Source organism: Paenibacillus lentimorbus NRRL B-30488 (assembly GCF_000411595.1).
Classification (GTDB): Bacteria; Bacillota; Bacilli; order Bacillales; family Bacillaceae; genus Bacillus; species Bacillus velezensis.
This window is the reverse complement of record NZ_ANAT01000005.1, coordinates 272,437-289,739: the sequence shown is the minus strand read 5'-3', so window position 1 is coordinate 289,739 and position 17,303 is coordinate 272,437. Positions and strand designations below refer to the sequence as shown.

The following is a 17,303-nucleotide window of genomic DNA, read 5'->3' as shown; positions in this document are numbered from 1 at the left end:
GTAAAAATGCCCTCCAGCCGGACTCCCTTCATATCGAAAATGCGGATGGGAGAGGCTGACATGAAACTTTGCTTTAATGAAGCGACTACGCTGGAGAATTCAAACCTGAAACAGGATTTAGAACTGTGCGAAAAGCACGGCTATGATTATATTGAAATCCGCACAATGGATAAGCTGCCGGAATACTTAAAAGACCATTCACTGGCCGATCTGGCGGAATATTTTCGAACCCATCACATTAAACCGCTTGCCCTGAACGCCCTGGTTTTCTTCAACAACCGTGATGAGAAGGGCTATAGGGAAATCATTTCGGAATTCAAAAGCATGATGGAAACCTGCAGGACGCTCGGCGTGAAATATGTGGTGGCCGTGCCGCTTGTGACAGAGCGGAAAATCTTGAAAGAAGAGATTAAAAAGAGCAGCGCAGAGGTGCTGACTGAGCTTTCGGATATCGCGGAGCCGTACGGCGTAAACATTGCCCTTGAATTTGTCGGCCACCCGCAATGCACGGTCAATACATTTGAACAGGCGTATGACATCGTGAACGCTGTCGGCCGCGATAATGTCGGACTGGTGTTTGACAGCTTCCATTTCCACGCGATGGGCTCCAATATTGAGAGCTTGAAGCAGGCGGACGGAAAGAAAATTTTCATCTATCATATCGACGATACAGAAGACTTTCCGATCGGCTTTTTAACGGATGAAGACCGCGTCTGGCCTGGGCAGGGTGCGATTGACTTAGACGCCCATCTGTCAGCGTTAAAAGAAATCGGATTCAATGATGTTGTCTCCGTAGAGCTGTTCAGACCTGAATATTATAAGCTGACTGCGGAGGAAACGATCAAAACGGCAAAGGAAACAACGGAAGCCGTCGTATCAAAATACTTCATGAAGGAGGCGTGAACATGGCTTTTGTCACCATGAAACATCTTCTTGCAGAAGCGAAACGGGAGCATTATGCAGTCGGCCAATTTAATATCAACGGCCTCCAATGGACGAAGGCGATTCTGCAAGCGGCGCAAAAGGAGCAATCGCCGGTCATCGCCGCGGCTTCCGATCGTCTGGTCGATTACTTAGGCGGGTTTAAAACGATTGCCGCCATGGTCGGCGCGTTAATGGAAGAAATGTCGATTACCGTTCCCGTCGTGCTCCATCTTGATCACGGAAGCAGTGCGGAACGCTGCAGACAGGCCATTGACGCCGGGTTCAGCTCAGTGATGATTGACGGCTCCCATCATCCGATTGATGAGAACATCGCGATGACAAAAGAAGTCGCCGATTATGCCGCAAAGCACGGCGTCTCAGTAGAAGCAGAAGTCGGCACGGTCGGCGGCATGGAAGACGGGCTGGTCGGCGGGGTCCGCTATGCCGATATCGCCGAATGTAAACGGATCGTGAAAGAAACCAATATCGACGCGCTGGCCGCCGCCCTCGGCTCCGTCCACGGCAAATATCAGGGCGAGCCGAATCTCGGATTTAAAGAAATGGCGGCTATCTCCCGCATGACTGATATTCCCCTCGTTCTCCACGGAGCATCCGGGATTCCGCAGGATCAGATCAAAAAAGCCATCACGCTCGGCCACGCGAAAATCAATATCAACACGGAATGTATGGTAGCCTGGACAGACGAAACACGCCGCATGTTTCAGGAAAACGGCGATCTGTACGAACCGCGCGGCTACATGACACCCGGCATTGAAGCCGTGGAAGAGACGGTGCGAAGCAAAATGAGAGAGTTCGGATCAGCCGGTAAAGCCGTAAAACAGCAGGTCGGCTGAAGAAAAAGCACTCACAACATCGTGAGTGCTTTCGTCTTTCCGGTTATTTCGTTCTTGCGTTTCACCAAAGTATCACAATCAAATCAACCTGTTCAACCTTTACAGACCCTTTCAATCCAAGCGAATTGTATACAGCTTGCCCCCTCGTTTACTATAGTTATGAAAACTAGAATTCGTTCTTATCCTTTTCTTTATTGATGACCTCGGTAACTTTCTTTTTAGTTAAAATAATAATCTATAAGTCTTGTAGATTTGTCTTTCGTCCTGATTTAATTATTACCTTGTCTCGAATTCTCATAAGTTTAGACCGTATATACCCTACGTAAGGTCTCGTTTAGTAAAACTTCTTATTCCGTAAACCAAGAGAACGAGGTAGGTTATTACCATAATTGAGTAAAACAGGAAATTTGATTGAATCGGTGATTCATCTGCGGGTGACATTGCTAACATAGGCTGTGTCCATGGATATACTTGACCTAATGGTGTACTGGCAATAATAATGGCCGGTAATGTAAAAACAATGCTAACAGCGAGTGGTATGCCAAATGTTTTAGACCTGATTGAAACAATAAGCTGCAATAAAATTAATGGTAAACAAGCTAAGATCCCTCTAATTCCATATCCTAGAATTGTAAGTAAAGGAAAACTCCCGCTTATGCCTAACATATAACCGAATCCAATAAATAAGAGGATTAAAATGAACATACTAATGAATATCATGCGGACCACTGTTAGAAACTTTCCCAGAAAGATATCTGAGTGTTTAACTGGTAAGGCTAGAAGCTGTTTCCAACCGCCTCCTACATGTTCCCCCCTGCAAACAAGGGCGGCGAAAATTCCCACTACGATAGGCAATACAAAAGGGCCCATAAATAAGGCCACTTGTGTCCAAGCCTCTACCCAGGGATTGTCTCCAGGATTCATAAAAAGGTTATAGTTTTTAATAAAGTTAGTGTATGCCAGGGATACACCTAACAAAGGCCCTAGTAAATAGATGATCCATAACTTTGATCGCCTAAGCTTTAAACGTTCTACAAATAAAATGTTTTTCAAGTATTTCGCCTCCTTTTTACAAAGCATCCCGTTTAGCAAAATGAATAGAGCCTAGAAATAATATAATTATCCCTAAGAAAAGGCTAATGCAAAGGTAAGATGAAAGATCTGGGTTATATCCTATACCTTCATACTGCAGAATGACTGTCGAAGATTGACTAGGATAAGCCAGCGGAAACCATCTCGTTGATTGAGCAGCAGCCAAAAACAAACCCATTATAGATGATACTGATCCTACAAGAATTGAGAATGCTTGGTTGCTAAACACCATAGATAACCATATCTGGAATGCCATTATAGGCAGTACTGTAACTAACATGCTGTAACTATCTCCAAACAAAAGTCCCCAAGGTACACTGCCTTCGAATCCTACCAGTTTGCCCAGCAGTACCATGCCGAGCAAGAAGATTGTTGACGAAATAAATAAACTGACTACTAAGCAAATAAATTTACTTACATAAATTCGCATTCTAGATACGGGAAAAGAAAGGGTTTGCTTCCATCCGTTTGCTTGATGCTCTATATTTGCTATTATTGACGCAGAAAGTGTGGCGGCTAATGGAAAACCTAGACCAAATAACAAACTGTTATCATACAGTAAATACATCCACATTGACCCAGCATGGAACATTTCAGCTTGTTTTTCCACGTATTCAGATCGATAAGTAAGATTCACCAACTCGTATGCTATAATGAGTAAGGGAACCAATAAGACTACAATCAATAACGACGAACGTTTCAGTTTTAATTGATCTGCCCATAATAACTTTTTCATAGACTTCCCTCTGTACCAGTTAATTCTAAAAAATATCCTCAAGCGATCGTGTCTTTTCTTCAAGTCGAAATACAGACAGCCCTGAATGAAGAAGTATGGAATTGATTTCTGAAACAAATTCCGGTTCTGTTTGAGACAGCCACAAATAATTTTTTTGTAAATCAACCTTTAATCCTTTCCTGTTTAGTATTGTTTTTGCTTCGATTACGTCACTAACACCGACTTTTAATAGTGGTTTTCGTTTTTGATGTAAACTTGCAATTGAGTCCTGGAAAATCATCCTCCCATTGTTTATAATCCCCACTTGAGTAGCCATTTGATCTATTTCACTCAACAGGTGGCTGGATACAACGACACTCATTCCCGATTTAGGCAATTCTTTAATTAACTCTCTTATTTCTTGGATACCGGATGGATCTAAACCGTTTGTCGGTTCATCCAGAATTAATAAATCAGGACTGCTTAACAGGGCAACTGCAATTCCCAAACGTTGTTTCATTCCAAGGGAATACTCCTTAGTCAGTCGATTTGCTACTTTAGATAACCTTACAGTTTCCAATACTTCATTGACCCGTTGTTCCGGAAGCCCTCTTAACCTCCTAACAGCTTCTAAGTTTTCGTAACCGGTTAAATTACCATAATAAGTTGGAGATTCTACCAGTGACCCGATTCTTTGCAATATCTGCAAACGATTCTTGTTTAGGTTTTGGCCAAAGATTTCGATGTTTCCTTTTGTTGGTTTAATTAAACCTAATAACATTCGGATGGTTGTTGTTTTACCAGCACCATTCGGTCCAAGAAAACCATAAATTTCGCCGCGCCTAATCCTTAAGTTTAATCCATCAACTGAAGTATGCTTTTTATACTTTTTAGTTAGATCGTGTGTTACCACTATTTGATCATTCATTTGTCTCTCACCTCACTTTTATCATAAGCGATGTTCTTTAAACACAAACGAAACTCTTCCTAAACATTCACTTAACGACATCCATTGTTTATTTTCTGTATGTAGTTATATTGATCCCTGAATATCAAGGTTAAAATATTAAAAGAATATTCTGAACCCTTAACGAAAGTTAAATTCTTTCCTTTTCTGACCTTTATGTCCTTGATCTCATATAAAATAAGAAATAAAAAGGAGGATAACTTATGACTTTAGAAGAGAACAAAATCCTCATGGTGGATGATGACGAACATATCTTAAACTTATTAATAACTTGCTTTGAAAAGGAAGGTTTCAGCAATATTTCCACAGCTATGACAGGGAGCGAAACCCTTCTGAAAATCGATCAGGAACTTCCAAATATTATTTTATTAGATGTCATGCTTCCGGACACTGATGGCTTCACCTTATGCAGCAAAATACGCTCCCATACAAATGTGCCGATACTCTTCTTAACAGCAAAAACAACAGATTTAGATAAATTGCAAGGGTTTAGTTTTGGGGGAGATGACTATATTACTAAACCATTTAATCCACTGGAAATCGTAGCTCGTGTAAAAGCCCAATTAAAGAGAACGACTCAGCTCTCTTCTTCTTACCCTCTAAAACAGGTATACGATTATGAATACTTTAAAATAGATCCCAATACCGGAAGACTTGTTGTTAACGGGACAAGAATCGATTGCCCTGCTCAGGAAATGAAACTTCTGATTTATTTCTGTGAACATCCCAATCAAATTTTAAGTAAACACCAAATTTATAAAGATGTATGGGGGGAGTTTTATGGCGGAGATAGTACTGTAATGGTACATGTAAGACGATTACGTGAAAAATTAGAGGAAGACCCGAGCAGACCAAGAGGGATAAAAACAGTTCGAGGACAGGGCTATATATTTGAAGCAGAGCCTATAGATGAGGAGTTATTGTGAAGCTGAGAAATAGGATAGCATTTTACTTCGTATCGAGACTTTTTTTACTCATGTTTATTTGGGGTCTGCTCATGGTGGGCAGTATCATATTTTTCAGCCTCGTCTTAGGTCAAAATAAAATGGAAACCCCACAATTATCCTTGAAAAAAATTGTTGCCCAAACAGTTGTTGGAGATAAACAATTTTCAATAAACACGAAAGCAAAAGAAGATTTATTAGAGAACCGGATGTGGATTCAAATTTTAGATGAACAAGGAGATGAGGTTTTTTCTTTTAATAAACCTAAAAATATACCTAAGCATTATATTCTTGGAGAGTTAATATCAGATTACATGTACCCTGCCAAAAAAGGTTATCAATTATCTACGTGGTACGAAACGAAAAACAACCATGATTTAACGTGGGTATTGGGAAAGCCGATGGAAAAAAATAACCCTTTTTTCTATTGGGTGAATAACTTGTGGATTGTTTCTATTATTATGGCAGGGATTGTAATTGCAATATTTTACGGAAAAAAACTAGGTGCTCCCCTGCTGTTTATTGTATCTTGGATTGAGAATTTATCTAAAGAAAAATATGAAGAACCTTATGATCGGAAGTTTCATTCAAGCAAATATAAACATAATAAATCTGGATATAAGACCTATCAAGAATTAATGCAGGCTCTGTCTGAACTTACCTCAACGCTTCAAAGGAATAAGGCTGAAAGAGAATTATTGGAAAAGACACGAGAAGAGTGGATGGCCGGTGTCTCACATGATTTAAAAACCCCTCTTTCGGTTATTAAGGGATATACGGTTCTTTTATCTTCAAATGAATATGAGTGGGAAAATCAGCAAGTGCGTGATTTTTCCTTAATAATGGAAGAACGTGTCGAATATATGGAAAAGCTGATTGAAGATTTCAACTTAACTTTTCAATTGAAAAATGAGTCGCTTCCAATCCATCTTGAAGAAAAAAACGTAGTGAAAGTAATTCATGACACTTTAGAAAAAATGAAGTTGCTACCGGAGTCAGAAAATAAGAGATTCGCTTTAGAATCCAGTCACAATAAGATACTTTTTAATATGGATGAAAGGTACCTAAAGCGCGCAGTTGAAAACTTGATTGCTAATTGTATTAAACATAATCCTCCGGGCACTAAAATAAAGGTCATATTATATCAGGACGTGTTACATGACAACGAAATACAAATTACAATAGAAGACGATGGGATAGGAATGGACGAAGAGACGGTTGAATGTTTATTTGATCGGTATTTCAGAGGGATAAGCGCTTCGTCAAATAACTCCGGGACTGGATTAGGAATGGCTATTGCTCAGCAAATTATCAAGGCGCATGGTGGAAATATTGATATATACAGTCAGCCGGGAGTTGGCACAAGATTTAAAATTACCTTTCCGAAGCCGCCATCTAAGTATAACAATGTCAATTAGAAATAATCTATCTTACGTTGAGAAAGGGTGAAGCGGGTCTTTTATAAAGGCCCGCTTTCTCATGTTGCAGAGAAGCGATGAAAGCATTATGATGGGGGCATCAAATAATGATGGCTCCGAAAAGCCGTATCCTTTTGGAGGATGGTTGCATGAATAAAATCATGATAGTAGAAGACAGTGAAGACATTCGCGGACTATTGCAGAATTACCTTGAAAAATACGGATATCAAACCGTGGCCGCCGCGGATTTCACGGCTGTTCTTGATGTTTTTTTGCGGGAAAAGCCTGATGTGGTGCTGCTTGATATCAACCTGCCGTCTTATGACGGCTATTATTGGTGCCGCCAGATCCGCCAGCATTCTACAAGCCCGATCATTTTCATCTCAGCCAGAAGCGGGGAAATGGATCAGGTGATGGCGATTGAAAACGGCGGAGATGATTATATCGAAAAACCGTTTTCCTACGATATTGTGCTGGCGAAAATCAAAAGCCAGATCCGCAGGGCATACGGAGAGTACGCCGCCAAGCAGGGTGAGAAAGTGGTTGAATATGCCGGTGTGCAGCTCTTTGTGGAACGGTTTGAACTGCGCTTTCAGGACGAAAAAAGCGAGCTTTCTAAAAAAGAAAGCAAGCTTTTGGAAGTGCTGCTGGAGCGGGGAGAAAAGGTGACGGGTCGGGACCGGCTCATGGAAAAAACGTGGGACACCGACATTTTCGTCGATGATAATACGCTTAACGTGTATATCACGCGGCTCAGAAAAAAACTGCGGGAGCTGAATGCGCCTGTTTCCATTGAATCGGTGCGGGGCGAAGGCTACCAGCTGAGGGCGCTGTCATGAAGCTGTTTCTCCGGTCTCATGCCGTGCTGATTCTGCTTTTTCTCCTTCAAGGGCTGTTTGTCTTCTTTTATTACTGGTTTGCGGGTCTCCATTCTTTTTCCCACCTGTTTTACATATTGGGCGTGCAGCTTCTGATTTTGGCGGGGTATCTTGCCTATCGCTGGTACAAAGACCGCGGTGTGTATCATTGGCTCAGCTCTGAGCAGGAAGGGACGGACATCCCGTATCTCGGTTCTTCAGTGTTCTGTTCAGAGCTGTATGAAAAGCAGATGGAGCTGACCCGGCTGCAGCACCAGAAGCTCTACGAGACCGAAGCCAAGCTCGACGCGCGGGTGACGTATATGAATCAATGGGTGCACCAAGTAAAAACGCCGCTGTCGGTCATTAATTTAATCATTCAGGAAGAGGATGAGCCCGTCTTTGAACAAATCAAAAAAGAGGTCCGGCAGATTGAATTCGGGCTGGAGACGCTCCTTTATTCATCAAGGCTTGACCTGTTTGAGCGGGATTTTAAAGTCGAAGCGGTTTCCTTATCAGAGCTTCTCCAATCGGTCATTCAAAGCTATAAACGATTTTTTATTCAGTACCGCGTCTATCCGAAAATGGATATTCGCGATGATCATCAGATTTACACCGATGCCAAATGGCTCAAATTTGCGATCGGCCAAGTCGTCACAAATGCGGTCAAATATTCGGCAGGCAAGAGTGACAGACTGGAGCTGAATGTCTTCCGCGATGAAGACAGGACGGTGCTTGAAGTCAAAGATTACGGTGTCGGCATTCCCTCGCAAGATATCAAGCGGGTGTTTGACCCTTATTACACCGGCGAAAACGGGCGGCGTTTCCAAGAATCTACGGGAATCGGTCTCCATCTCGTCAAAGAAATTACGGGCAAGCTCAATCATACGGTGGACATCAGCTCGTCCCCCGGTGAAGGGACATCGGTCCGATTTTCATTTCTTACAAAAATGTAAGGCTCCGTTAAGAAAACAACATAGCTCATTCTGTTTCCCCTTGATAACATGGATTTACGTCAAGGGGATTTTTTATGCTGAATGCCCCGGCACTACATGAAAGCAGCCCAGATCAACAAGAATAAAACCATAAGGAGGATTCTCATGGCGAATATGCTTGAAGTCAAACATATAAATAAAACCTATAAAGGACAAGTATCCTATCAAGCTTTAAAACAAATTTCATTTTCAATAGAAGAAGGCGGGTTCACGGCGGTGATGGGACCGTCCGGCTCCGGAAAAACAACACTTTTGAATATCATTTCAACGATCGACCGGCCGGATTCAGGCGATATCCTGATTCACGGAGAAAACCCGCACCGGCTGAAGCGGACAAAGCTCGCTCATTTCCGCCGCAAGCAGCTCGGATTTGTGTTTCAGGATTTCAACCTTCTGGACACGCTGACAATCGGTGAAAATATCATGCTGCCGTTAACGCTTGAAAAAGAAGCGCCGTCTGTCATGGAAGAAAAACTGCACGGCATCGCGAAAAAGCTCGGAATCGAAGACCTGCTCAGCAAACGGACGTTTGAAGTATCCGGCGGACAGCGCCAGCGGGCCGCCATCGCAAGAGCGGTCATTCATAAGCCGTCACTTATTCTGGCCGATGAACCGACGGGAAACCTTGATTCCAAAGCGTCAAAAGACGTCATGGAAACGATGCAGAGCCTGAATCAGGATGATCATGTCACGGCTTTGATGGTGACCCACGATCCGGTTGCGGCAAGCTACTGCCGCCGCGTCATCTTTATAAAAGACGGCGAACTGTTTAATGAGATTTACCGCGGGGAAAACCGCCAAGTCTTTTATGAGCAGATTCTTGATGTGCTGTCTATGCTGGGGGGAAACGCAAATGACCTTTCTTCAGTTCGCTTATAAAAACGTCACGAGAAACAAAAGGGCCTATCTTGCATTCTTTTTAAGCAGCGCCTTTTCCGTTTTGATTTTCTTTACCTTTGCGATGTTCCTGTTTCATCCGGCGTTAAAGGAAGGCTACCTGAATAACATCGCCAAAAAAGGCTTAACCGCCGCGGAATGGATGATCTTTGTTTTTTCTTTCTTATTTGTTCTGTATTCGGTTAATGCATTTTTGAAATCGAGAAATAAAGAATTCGGTATTCTGCTGATGCAGGGTATTACGCCGGTGCAGCTGAGAAAGCTCATTACGGCGGAAAACATGATCATCGGCGTCATGTCGATCGCAGCCGGGATTATCGGAGGCTTCATTTTTTCGAAAACGTTCTTTACGGTCGGCGCTTATATTTTAGAAATGGATGCACTGCCTCTGTACATGCCTTGGAAAGCGCTCGGCATTACGGCCGGCGGATTTCTGCTCTTATTTTCCTTTTATCGCAGTTCACGATCCTTTTTGTCAGATCAAATACGGTGATCAAATTAATAAAGGGCACTGACAAGATCAAGCCGGAGCCGAAGCCGTCCGTGCTTCTGTCCTTATTCGGCATCGCCTGCCTGTGCGGCGGGTACGGTATGGTTCTGAAAGGCAATGTCCACGGGACCGAGCCGTTCATCATTTTACTGCTTACCGTCATCGGCACGTATTTCTTTTTCAGCCAAAGCAGCATCTGGATTCTGCGCGCGCTGAAGAAGTGGAAAACCTTTTATCTGCGCGGGAAAAACGTCATTTGGGTTTCTGATCTTGTTTATCGTTTAAAAGACAACGCCCGCCTGTTCTTTATCGTCAGCATTATTTCCGCGGTTGCCTTTACGGCGACGGGCGTGCTCGCGATGTACAAATCGACCGTCGGGGCGGAAGAGTCCGCCTATGAGATGGAGTATTTATCTTTCAGCAATAACCCGAAAGAACAGACTCATTTGAAAGATATTGACCATGAACTGAAAACACACGGCTTTACGTATAAGAAAGACAAAATAAATGTCTCCTATGTCCGCTATCAGGAAGGAGATACTGTTCCGCCTGTTTACATGATCAGCGAATCGGATGTGTCAACATACTTCCATGTCAAGCTGAACGGGCTGAAACATGGTGAGGCTGTCTATTTCCCGGGCACGTATGACCGCAATTTCAAAAACGAAGCGCCGGATCAGCTGAAGCTGCTGAACCAAAAAGGCAAGCCGTCTGACCAAAAACTGACGGTAAAAGAAGTCAAAAAACCGCTGATTTCACTGAATGCCATCATCGCGGTGAACGATCAAACCTTTGATCAGCTGAAATCACTCGGTGAGAAAGCGTCATTATACGGCTACAGCTATGATCATTGGAAAGACAGTCTTGGGATCAGCCAATCCTTGAAAAATGAGATTTACGGCAACTATATCGACGTGCATTCTGATTTTATGGCAAAAGCCGGGACGTACTATGATACGGTGCAGCTGCCGAGCCTGAGTTTATTCATCGGCCTGTTTATCGCGATCGTCTTCTTTGTCGCGGCAGCGAGTTTCTTATATTTCAGGCTGTTCACCGATTTAGATGAGGACCGGGAGCGCTACCGTTCATTGGCCAAAATCGGTCTGAGTGAGCGTGAAATGGCACAAAGCGTGACGATACAATTGGCGATTCTCTTTTTCTTTCCTTTCGTCATTGCCGTCATGCATACGCTGTTTGCTTTGAGAACATTAGCGGTGGAAGGCTATTCCGATGTAGCGGGGCCGCTCAGTCTGACCATCGGAGGATTTTTCATCTTTCAGCTTCTGTTCTTCCTCGCGGTGCGGACAAGCTATTTGAAAAAAATGAACAAGTAAGGGGAGTGCACAGATGAAAAAAGCATTGGCAATCCTGGCCGTCTTGGCGGCCGCTGCCGTCATATGCGGACTTCTCTTTTTTCATAATGATGTTACAGACAGATTTAATCCGTTTATTCACCAGCAAGATGTTTATGTACAGATTGATCGAGATGGCAAACATCTTAGCCCGGGCGGTACTGAGTATACATTAGACGGATATAACGCATCCGGGAAAAAAGAAGAAGTGAACTTTTTCGCCGGGAAAGACCTTCGGAAGAACGCGTATTTGAAGGTGAAGGCGAAAGGAAAGTATGTCGAGACCTGGGAAGAAGTCAGATTTGAAGATATGCCGGGCTCCGTACAGTCAAAATTAAAGTGAACATGAAAAACGGCACAGTGTCATGACTGTGCCGCTTTTTTTACTTTTTATTTTCTTCAGCCCGTTTGATCAGCATGTCGGTGATGATATCCATCTGTTTGCTGACGGCAATCGGGTCATACGGATAGAAGGTGTTGAAATCGTTGATAAAGACACGATTGTTCTTTACGGCATCGAGATTTTTCCAAACGGACGAATCTTTCAGACGCTCAAATGTTTTGCTTTCTCCATTCGGATTGTAATCGGTAATGAACATATAATCAGCCGCATATTGGGGAATGACCTCTTGGGAAACCTGTTTCATGGCGCCCGTTTTCATGATGTCTTTTTCGATTTTGGCCGGCGCTTTCAATCCGAGCGCGTTATAAACGGCTTGGCCGCCGCGGCCGGAATTGTCATTGAAAATCCAGATTTCGCCTTTATCTGTCGTTTCATAAAGGCCGACTGTCTCGTCTTTGCCGATCACGTTTTTGAGGCGCTTTTGATCGGCTTCGGCCTTTTTGTTGAAGTCTGCCATAAAGCTTTTGGCTTTATCCTTCGCCCCGGCAATGTCGCCGAATAGGCTGACCGTATCTTTCGTATTCTTTGCGGTGTTAAAAGGAATGACAATCGTCGGTGCGATTTTCGATAGTTTCTCGTATTGGTCATCCTTCATCAGTACGATTAAATCAGGCTTCAGCTGCATCACTTTCTCCACATTGACGGGATTGCCGATGTCCGTGGTGTTTTTCAGCTGTTTTTTGATAAACGGATTTTTGAAAGCCCATGAGCCCGCCCCGACGACATTTGCGTCAACGGACAGCAGCTCACCTGCATAAAAGTCAGTGACGATCCGTTTCGGATGTGCGGGTATGTCAATATTTCCTTTTGTTGATTCATATGTACGCATGTCTGTCTTTCCTTTGCCTGATGCCGATCCGTTGTTTTCCTTCGCGCCGCTGCAAGCGCTTAATGCGAAAACAAGCAGAAGTGCCAGGCCGATCAGCCATGATTGTTTCTTCATAATGATCCCCCTATTTCAGTGATAATGATTATCATTATTAATATAGCAGGAAGACGTCATTCCGTCTATGTTTTTTATAGAAAACCTTCCTTGATTATCCATGTTATAGTAGTAAAGGAGGAGGAATGAATGTTGATTACGAAAAGAGGGACTTGGTGGGAAGTGCTGCACAGCTGGTGGCTGCTGCTGACTTTCGCGCCGTTTGCGCTGACCGCTTTCTTGGCCTTTTTCTATATCGGCTACCGGGCCAAGAACAAAAAATGGCTGAAATACGGACTTATCTATTTTATTATTTTAGCAATTGCTTTTGTGCTGCCGAGCACGCCGGGCGTGTATATCGTGCTGCCTTTATGGGTCATCTCCATCATCCACGGGCTGAAAGTGCGGGCGGCTTATTTAATACAGCTTGATGTGTTTAAACAAAACGTCGAAGCAAGAGCGTTTGAAGCGGTAAGGCATGAGGCGGAGGAAAAATTCGGCGGAAAACCCGCTCATCGCATTGATCTGACAAAACAGAGATAAAAACAAATGACAAAGCCGGTATCTCGCGCTTTGTCATTTGCATGACCGGCCTATTGCTGGTATGAATGCTGCTGAAACGGTGTGTGATGCTGTGTTTGCGGGAATGAAGAAACATTAGCGTTTGCCATCGGTGCAGGCATGTGTCCGCTTACTTCCTGCTGAAGGTGATTGCACACATTCACGATTTGCTGGCATTTCTGAATGGCCATTTCATGCCCCTGCAGCGCTTGCTGAATGGTATGAACGGCATGCTGTTCATGGTTAAGCATCTGCTGAAGCATTTGAATGTTTTGCTGTTCCTGCTGGAGCATTTGCTTGTACTGCTGACTGCTTTGCTGTGTCTGCTGAATAAGCTGCTGTGCTGTTTGGCGGCATTGCTGCAGCTGATTTCCGCTGTATTGGTTTTGATACATCATGAAGACCTCCTGAAGTGATTGATTTTACACATTTATCATGTGAAAGAATAGGAGAGGCATTCATGCAAGAAGGAGATTCAAATATTTACCTGTTATGTACAGAGCGGAATACAAGGCTCGGGATGGCCTGTCGAGCTTTGTATTCCGGCCCTTTTTCTCAGAAGCCGCCTTCTGTAGCGTGAAAAGGAATATTGAGTCTGTTTTCGACTGCGCGCAGGCGCTGATTCAAACGGTTTAAGCGGCGGGTATGGATTTCAATGGACTGGCTCAGCCGTCTGATCTGCTCATTCATACGCGTGATTTCCCGGTTTTGGCGCTGGTCTTCTTGTGAGAGGCGGGTGAGCTCTCTCGTTTGCTGGGCGTTTTGTCTTTCAAGCTGGGCGACTCTCCGTTCTAAAGCCGTCGGCTGCCGCTCTTCAGACTGAGGGGGCGCATAATAATAGCTTTCCTGCTGCTGATACGGCTCATACTCAACGGGGCTCACTTCGTATTCCTGCTGCTGAGGGAAATAGGCAGATGGGGTGTAGTACTGATATGGGTTCATTCATCATTCTCCTTATCTAGTGAAGTCTTTATACACTATGTAGTCAATTGCACAGTGCCACGGCATCCGCCTAACTTACAGGCGTAAAAAAGCTTCAAAAGAAGGTGATCATGTTGCGGAACATACGGATTTTCATCATGACGGTTCTTGTTATCGGATGCGTCATGATAACAGGCTGCTCGCAAAAGAAAGCAGACGAACCCCCTTTTTATTACGGGACATGGGATGCGGGGCTGAAACCGGGCCCGATGGACGGGGTCAGATCTGAAACCGTTACGTTTACGAAAGACAGCGTGCTGACAAAGCAGGTCATTAAAGGCCGCGGCGAGGTTCCTATGCCCTCAGATGTTTACAAGGTGATCTCACAAAACACGGACGGAACGATCGAGATTGAATACCTCGGACATCCGCACCCCGTCAAAAGCACGTTGAAAAGAGGAAAAAACGATACGCTCATTTGGAAGATATACGGAGAAACAAAAACAATGACAAGAATAAAAACCGGCGGGGAGGATGCACATGAGAAATAAGGCTGCCGACAGACTCGTTTTGACGGGTGTCATCGTACATATCATTCAATGGTTTTCACTGTTATGGTTATTTTTTATGCTTTTTGATCAGTTCGGGCGTTTTACCATTTATAATCCCAATGTCGTCAACGGCAGCATGCAGTCTTTTTCATTCTTTGATATGATGCGCGCTCTTCTGTTTTCCGGCACGCTGCGGAATACGCTCCTGCTGTTTCTGTTTGCGGCGATGCTCATTTACTTATGGGTGAACGCTCTGTTTATCCTGCTGGAAATCGTTTCTTATATCATGATCAGGCGGAACAGCCGTTCATTATGGGCATACTTTCCCGCAGCGATGGGAATAAAGCTTGCCCTTCTGGACATAGCGGCCGTCCCTTTCTTTGCGGCGGGGCTGATGCTCTTGAAGCAGAAAACAGATGACGGCGGCGAACAAGCTGACAAGGGGAAAAGACGGCCCCGCATCCGGAGGCAGGCCCGGTATACGAAGAGAAGGCGGAGAAACTTGTCCGTTTGATTTTTCATTGGAACGAAAAAACGATATGATGAAAGCATAAGCAGAAAAGGATACAAAGGAGATGCAGGATGTACAAGTTAATCGCAATAGATATGGACGGAACACTATTAAACGATCATCATGAAGTGACGGCTGAAGTCCGCGGGGCGCTTGATGCCGCCAAAGCGGAAGGGGTCAATATCGTCCTGTGCACGGGCCGGCCGATCGGCGGCGTGCGTCGGTATTTGGAAGAGCTGAACTTACAGGAAGAAGGCGACTTTGTGATTGCCTATAACGGCGCACTCGTCCAAAATACGTATACAAACGGTGTCGTGGCCGAGCAGTCATTAGGCTTTGAAGATTTGGAGTCGCTTTACGAGCTGAGCTTACAGCTGGATACTCCGATGCATTACTTTGACACAGCCAATCTGTACACGCCGAACCGGGATATCAGTGAATACACGGTATACGAATCATACATTACGAAAGTGCCGCTTCATTTCCGCACGATCGATGAAGTGCCGAAGGATATTCTGATTCCGAAAGTCATGTTCATTGACGAGCCGGACAAGCTGGAGAAAGCGATCGCTTCCATTCCGGAATCATTCAGGGAAACATACACAATGGTCAAAAGCGCGCCATTCTTCCATGAGATTCTTCACCCGAAAGTCAGTAAAGGAAACGCGGTCAAGCTGCTGGCCGAAAAACTCGGCATTGAGCAGAAAGACGTCATGGCAATCGGCGATAACGGCAACGACATGTCCATGATTCAGTGGGCCGGCTGCGGTGTGGCAATGGCCAATGCCATCCCGGAAGTAAGGGAGATTGCTGATTTTGAAACGAAATCAAATAACGAACACGGCGTGGCGCATGCGATTCAGGAGCTTGTGCTGAAAAAATAGGCACCCCATCAGAGGGTGCTTTTTTACCGCGTGTTTTGGTGATATGATAAGCGGAGAGGGGAGGCGCGACATGGATCGTGAAAAACAGCAGCTCAGCATAGAAGCGGCAAAACTATATTATCAATCAGATTACAGCCAGCAGCAGATCGCCGAACGGCTTAATCTGTCACGCCCCACCGTTTCAAGGCTGCTTCAGTACGCAAAGGAAAAAGGGTATGTTCAAATTCGCGTCATGGACCCGTTTGAGGATCTGGACGAACTCGGCGCGAAGCTGGAAGAAAAATACGGGCTCCTTGAGGCGCACGTCGTCTTTTCTCCAAGCGACGATTACCAGGCCATTACACATTACTTAAGCCGCTATGGCGCAGACTATATGCATAAAACCGTAAAGGACGGCGATATACTCGGCGTAAGCTGGGGGACGACGATGTACCAGATCGCAAGCCGCATGGAGCCGAAGCAGGTAAAGAGCGTTGAAGTCGTGCAGCTGAAAGGCGGCATCAGTCATTCCAATGTCAATACGTATTCATCAGAAACGATTCAGCTGTTCGCCGAAGCATTTCAGACCATGCCGAGGTATTTGCCGCTGCCGGTTATATTTGACAGCGCTGATGTGAAGCAGATGGTCGAGCGGGACAGGCATATTAAGCGGATCATTGAAATGGGCAGACAAGCCAATATCGCCCTGTTTACGGTCGGAACCGTCCGGGATGAGGCGCTGCTTTTCAGACTCGGCTATTTCCGGGAAGAAGAGAAACAATTGCTGAAAGCACGCGGAGTCGGCGATATTTGTTCGCGCTTTTTTGACGAGGAAGGCAGGATTTGCAGCAGCAGCATTAACGGCAGGACGATCGGAGTTGAGCTCAGCGACTTGAAAATGAAAGAGCGTTCGATTCTGGTGGCGGGCGGCAGCAGAAAATGCAAGGCCATTCACGGTGCCCTGAAAGGAAAGTACGCCAACGTTTTGATTACCGATCAGCATACGGCCAAAAAACTCATTCAAGAATTGTGACAATTCATGAACATAATTTCAATTACCAATTTA

General features: G+C 44.5%; 19 protein-coding genes and 1 pseudogene. 14 read left to right on the top strand and 6 right to left on the bottom strand.

The annotated features are described in order from the left end of the window. The first annotated feature begins 60 nt into the window (after positions 1–60). Both iolI and iolJ read left to right on the top strand, forming a co-directional pair. Complete coding sequence (iolI, locus tag D368_RS02330) at positions 61–903, top strand: 2-keto-myo-inositol isomerase (RefSeq protein WP_012118841.1); 843 nt, start codon at positions 61–63, stop codon at positions 901–903. A gap of 2 nt (positions 904–905) precedes the next feature. Beyond that, a complete protein-coding gene (iolJ, locus tag D368_RS02325) occupies positions 906–1,778 on the top strand; it encodes a 6-phospho-5-dehydro-2-deoxy-D-gluconate aldolase (RefSeq protein ID WP_071392486.1) in 873 nt (290 codons plus the stop codon). Positions 1,779–2,096: 318 nt separating this feature from the next. On the opposite strand, the gene D368_RS02320 is transcribed toward iolJ, so the two are convergent. Genes D368_RS02320 through D368_RS02310 form a run of 3 tightly spaced genes read right to left on the bottom strand, consistent with a single transcriptional unit; the run spans position 2,097 to position 4,513 of the window. Then, a complete protein-coding gene (locus tag D368_RS02320; protein ID WP_486129190.1) occupies positions 2,097–2,831 on the bottom strand; it encodes an ABC transporter permease in 735 nt (244 codons plus the stop codon). A 16-nt stretch (positions 2,832–2,847) separates the two neighbouring features. Next, a complete protein-coding gene (locus D368_RS02315) occupies positions 2,848–3,606 on the bottom strand; it encodes an ABC transporter permease (RefSeq protein ID WP_007614844.1) in 759 nt (252 codons plus the stop codon). A gap of 25 nt (positions 3,607–3,631) precedes the next feature. Next, the gene (locus D368_RS02310; protein WP_128574519.1) at positions 3,632–4,513 is read right to left on the bottom strand and encodes an ABC transporter ATP-binding protein; all 882 of its coding nucleotides are present in this window, start codon (positions 4,511–4,513) and stop codon (positions 3,632–3,634) included. 242 nt (positions 4,514–4,755) lie between these two features. On the opposite strand from D368_RS02310, the gene D368_RS02305 reads away from it, so the two are divergent. From D368_RS02305 to D368_RS02275, 7 genes and pseudogenes are all read left to right on the top strand, one after another. After that, the gene (locus D368_RS02305; protein WP_128574518.1) at positions 4,756–5,478 is read left to right on the top strand and encodes a response regulator transcription factor; all 723 of its coding nucleotides are present in this window, start codon (positions 4,756–4,758) and stop codon (positions 5,476–5,478) included. Further along, a complete protein-coding gene (locus D368_RS02300) occupies positions 5,475–6,914 on the top strand; it encodes a sensor histidine kinase (protein WP_101562577.1) in 1,440 nt (479 codons plus the stop codon). The genes D368_RS02305 and D368_RS02300 overlap by 4 nt, the downstream gene beginning before the upstream one ends. 149 nt (positions 6,915–7,063) lie before the next feature. Further along, complete coding sequence (gene yxdJ, locus D368_RS02295; RefSeq protein WP_004393241.1) at positions 7,064–7,753, top strand: two-component system response regulator YxdJ; 690 nt, start codon at positions 7,064–7,066, stop codon at positions 7,751–7,753. Further along, on the top strand, positions 7,750–8,727 hold the full coding sequence (yxdK, locus tag D368_RS02290) for a two-component system sensor histidine kinase YxdK (protein ID WP_017418547.1): 978 nt from the start codon (positions 7,750–7,752) through the stop codon (positions 8,725–8,727). Before yxdJ ends, yxdK begins: the two co-directional genes overlap by 4 nt. 144 nt (positions 8,728–8,871) lie before the next feature. Further along, positions 8,872–9,645 (top strand): ABC transporter ATP-binding protein YxdL, encoded by a 774-nt coding sequence (gene yxdL, locus D368_RS02285; RefSeq protein ID WP_071392484.1) that lies wholly within the window; start codon positions 8,872–8,874, stop codon positions 9,643–9,645. Beyond that, positions 9,620–11,487, top strand: a pseudogene (gene yxdM, locus D368_RS02280) (ABC transporter permease YxdM). The gene yxdL and the pseudogene yxdM overlap by 26 nt, the downstream one beginning before the upstream one ends. A 13-nt stretch (positions 11,488–11,500) precedes the next feature. Then, on the top strand, positions 11,501–11,848 hold the full coding sequence (locus D368_RS02275) for a YxeA family protein (RefSeq protein WP_071392482.1): 348 nt from the start codon (positions 11,501–11,503) through the stop codon (positions 11,846–11,848). Positions 11,849–11,888: 40 nt separating this feature from the next. Here D368_RS02275 and D368_RS02270 read toward each other — a convergent pair whose 3' ends face one another. Next, a complete protein-coding gene (locus tag D368_RS02270; RefSeq protein WP_065180350.1) occupies positions 11,889–12,851 on the bottom strand; it encodes an iron-hydroxamate ABC transporter substrate-binding protein in 963 nt (320 codons plus the stop codon). A gap of 129 nt (positions 12,852–12,980) precedes the next feature. Here D368_RS02270 and D368_RS02265 point away from each other — a divergent pair, with 129 nt between their 5' ends. Continuing rightward, positions 12,981–13,373: a hypothetical protein gene (locus D368_RS02265; RefSeq protein WP_071392481.1), complete on the top strand. Its 393-nt coding sequence runs from the start codon at positions 12,981–12,983 to the stop codon at positions 13,371–13,373. Positions 13,374–13,423: 50 nt separating this feature from the next. Here the strand turns inward: D368_RS02265 and D368_RS02260 are convergent, their stop codons facing one another. Both D368_RS02260 and D368_RS02255 read right to left on the bottom strand, forming a co-directional pair. Then, positions 13,424–13,786: a hypothetical protein gene (locus tag D368_RS02260; RefSeq protein ID WP_071392480.1), complete on the bottom strand. Its 363-nt coding sequence runs from the start codon at positions 13,784–13,786 to the stop codon at positions 13,424–13,426. Positions 13,787–13,946: 160 nt separating this feature from the next. Next, entirely contained in the window at positions 13,947–14,333 is a 387-nt protein-coding gene (locus tag D368_RS02255) for a hypothetical protein (RefSeq protein ID WP_004393267.1), read from the bottom strand. Between the two features lie 110 nt (positions 14,334–14,443). On the opposite strand from D368_RS02255, the gene D368_RS02250 reads away from it, so the two are divergent. From D368_RS02250 to deoR, 4 genes are all read left to right on the top strand, one after another. Beyond that, positions 14,444–14,863, top strand: a complete 420-nt coding sequence (locus tag D368_RS02250; RefSeq protein WP_060673806.1) for a lipocalin family protein — start codon at positions 14,444–14,446, stop codon at positions 14,861–14,863. After that, entirely contained in the window at positions 14,853–15,377 is a 525-nt protein-coding gene (locus D368_RS02245; RefSeq protein ID WP_014306122.1) for a hypothetical protein, read from the top strand. Before D368_RS02250 ends, D368_RS02245 begins: the two co-directional genes overlap by 11 nt. 68 nt (positions 15,378–15,445) lie before the next feature. Next, a complete protein-coding gene (gene yidA, locus D368_RS02240; RefSeq protein ID WP_039063843.1) occupies positions 15,446–16,258 on the top strand; it encodes a sugar-phosphatase in 813 nt (270 codons plus the stop codon). A 70-nt stretch (positions 16,259–16,328) separates the two neighbouring features. Further along, positions 16,329–17,270: a DNA-binding transcriptional repressor DeoR gene (gene deoR, locus D368_RS02235; RefSeq protein WP_004393275.1), complete on the top strand. Its 942-nt coding sequence runs from the start codon at positions 16,329–16,331 to the stop codon at positions 17,268–17,270. Positions 17,271–17,303: the final 33 nt, after the last annotated feature.

Bases quoted from the DNA above. Each gene is read 5' to 3' on its own strand.
- iolI (WP_012118841.1), top strand. From the start codon at position 61: ATGAAACTTTGCTTTAATGAAGCGACTACGCTGGAGAATTCAAACCTG.
- iolJ (WP_071392486.1), top strand. From the start codon at position 906: ATGGCTTTTGTCACCATGAAACATCTTCTTGCAGAAGCGAAACGGGAG.
- D368_RS02315 (WP_007614844.1), bottom strand. From the start codon at position 3,606: ATGAAAAAGTTATTATGGGCAGATCAATTAAAACTGAAACGTTCGTCG.
- D368_RS02310 (WP_128574519.1), bottom strand. From the start codon at position 4,513: ATGAATGATCAAATAGTGGTAACACACGATCTAACTAAAAAGTATAAA.
- D368_RS02305 (WP_128574518.1), top strand. From the start codon at position 4,756: ATGACTTTAGAAGAGAACAAAATCCTCATGGTGGATGATGACGAACAT.
- yxdJ (WP_004393241.1), top strand. From the start codon at position 7,064: ATGAATAAAATCATGATAGTAGAAGACAGTGAAGACATTCGCGGACTA.
- yxdK (WP_017418547.1), top strand. From the start codon at position 7,750: ATGAAGCTGTTTCTCCGGTCTCATGCCGTGCTGATTCTGCTTTTTCTC.
- yxdL (WP_071392484.1), top strand. From the start codon at position 8,872: ATGGCGAATATGCTTGAAGTCAAACATATAAATAAAACCTATAAAGGA.
- D368_RS02275 (WP_071392482.1), top strand. From the start codon at position 11,501: ATGAAAAAAGCATTGGCAATCCTGGCCGTCTTGGCGGCCGCTGCCGTC.
- D368_RS02270 (WP_065180350.1), bottom strand. From the start codon at position 12,851: ATGAAGAAACAATCATGGCTGATCGGCCTGGCACTTCTGCTTGTTTTC.
- D368_RS02265 (WP_071392481.1), top strand. From the start codon at position 12,981: ATGTTGATTACGAAAAGAGGGACTTGGTGGGAAGTGCTGCACAGCTGG.
- D368_RS02260 (WP_071392480.1), bottom strand. From the start codon at position 13,786: ATGTATCAAAACCAATACAGCGGAAATCAGCTGCAGCAATGCCGCCAA.
- D368_RS02255 (WP_004393267.1), bottom strand. From the start codon at position 14,333: ATGAACCCATATCAGTACTACACCCCATCTGCCTATTTCCCTCAGCAG.
- D368_RS02250 (WP_060673806.1), top strand. From the start codon at position 14,444: ATGTTGCGGAACATACGGATTTTCATCATGACGGTTCTTGTTATCGGA.
- D368_RS02245 (WP_014306122.1), top strand. From the start codon at position 14,853: ATGAGAAATAAGGCTGCCGACAGACTCGTTTTGACGGGTGTCATCGTA.
- yidA (WP_039063843.1), top strand. From the start codon at position 15,446: ATGTACAAGTTAATCGCAATAGATATGGACGGAACACTATTAAACGAT.
- deoR (WP_004393275.1), top strand. From the start codon at position 16,329: ATGGATCGTGAAAAACAGCAGCTCAGCATAGAAGCGGCAAAACTATAT.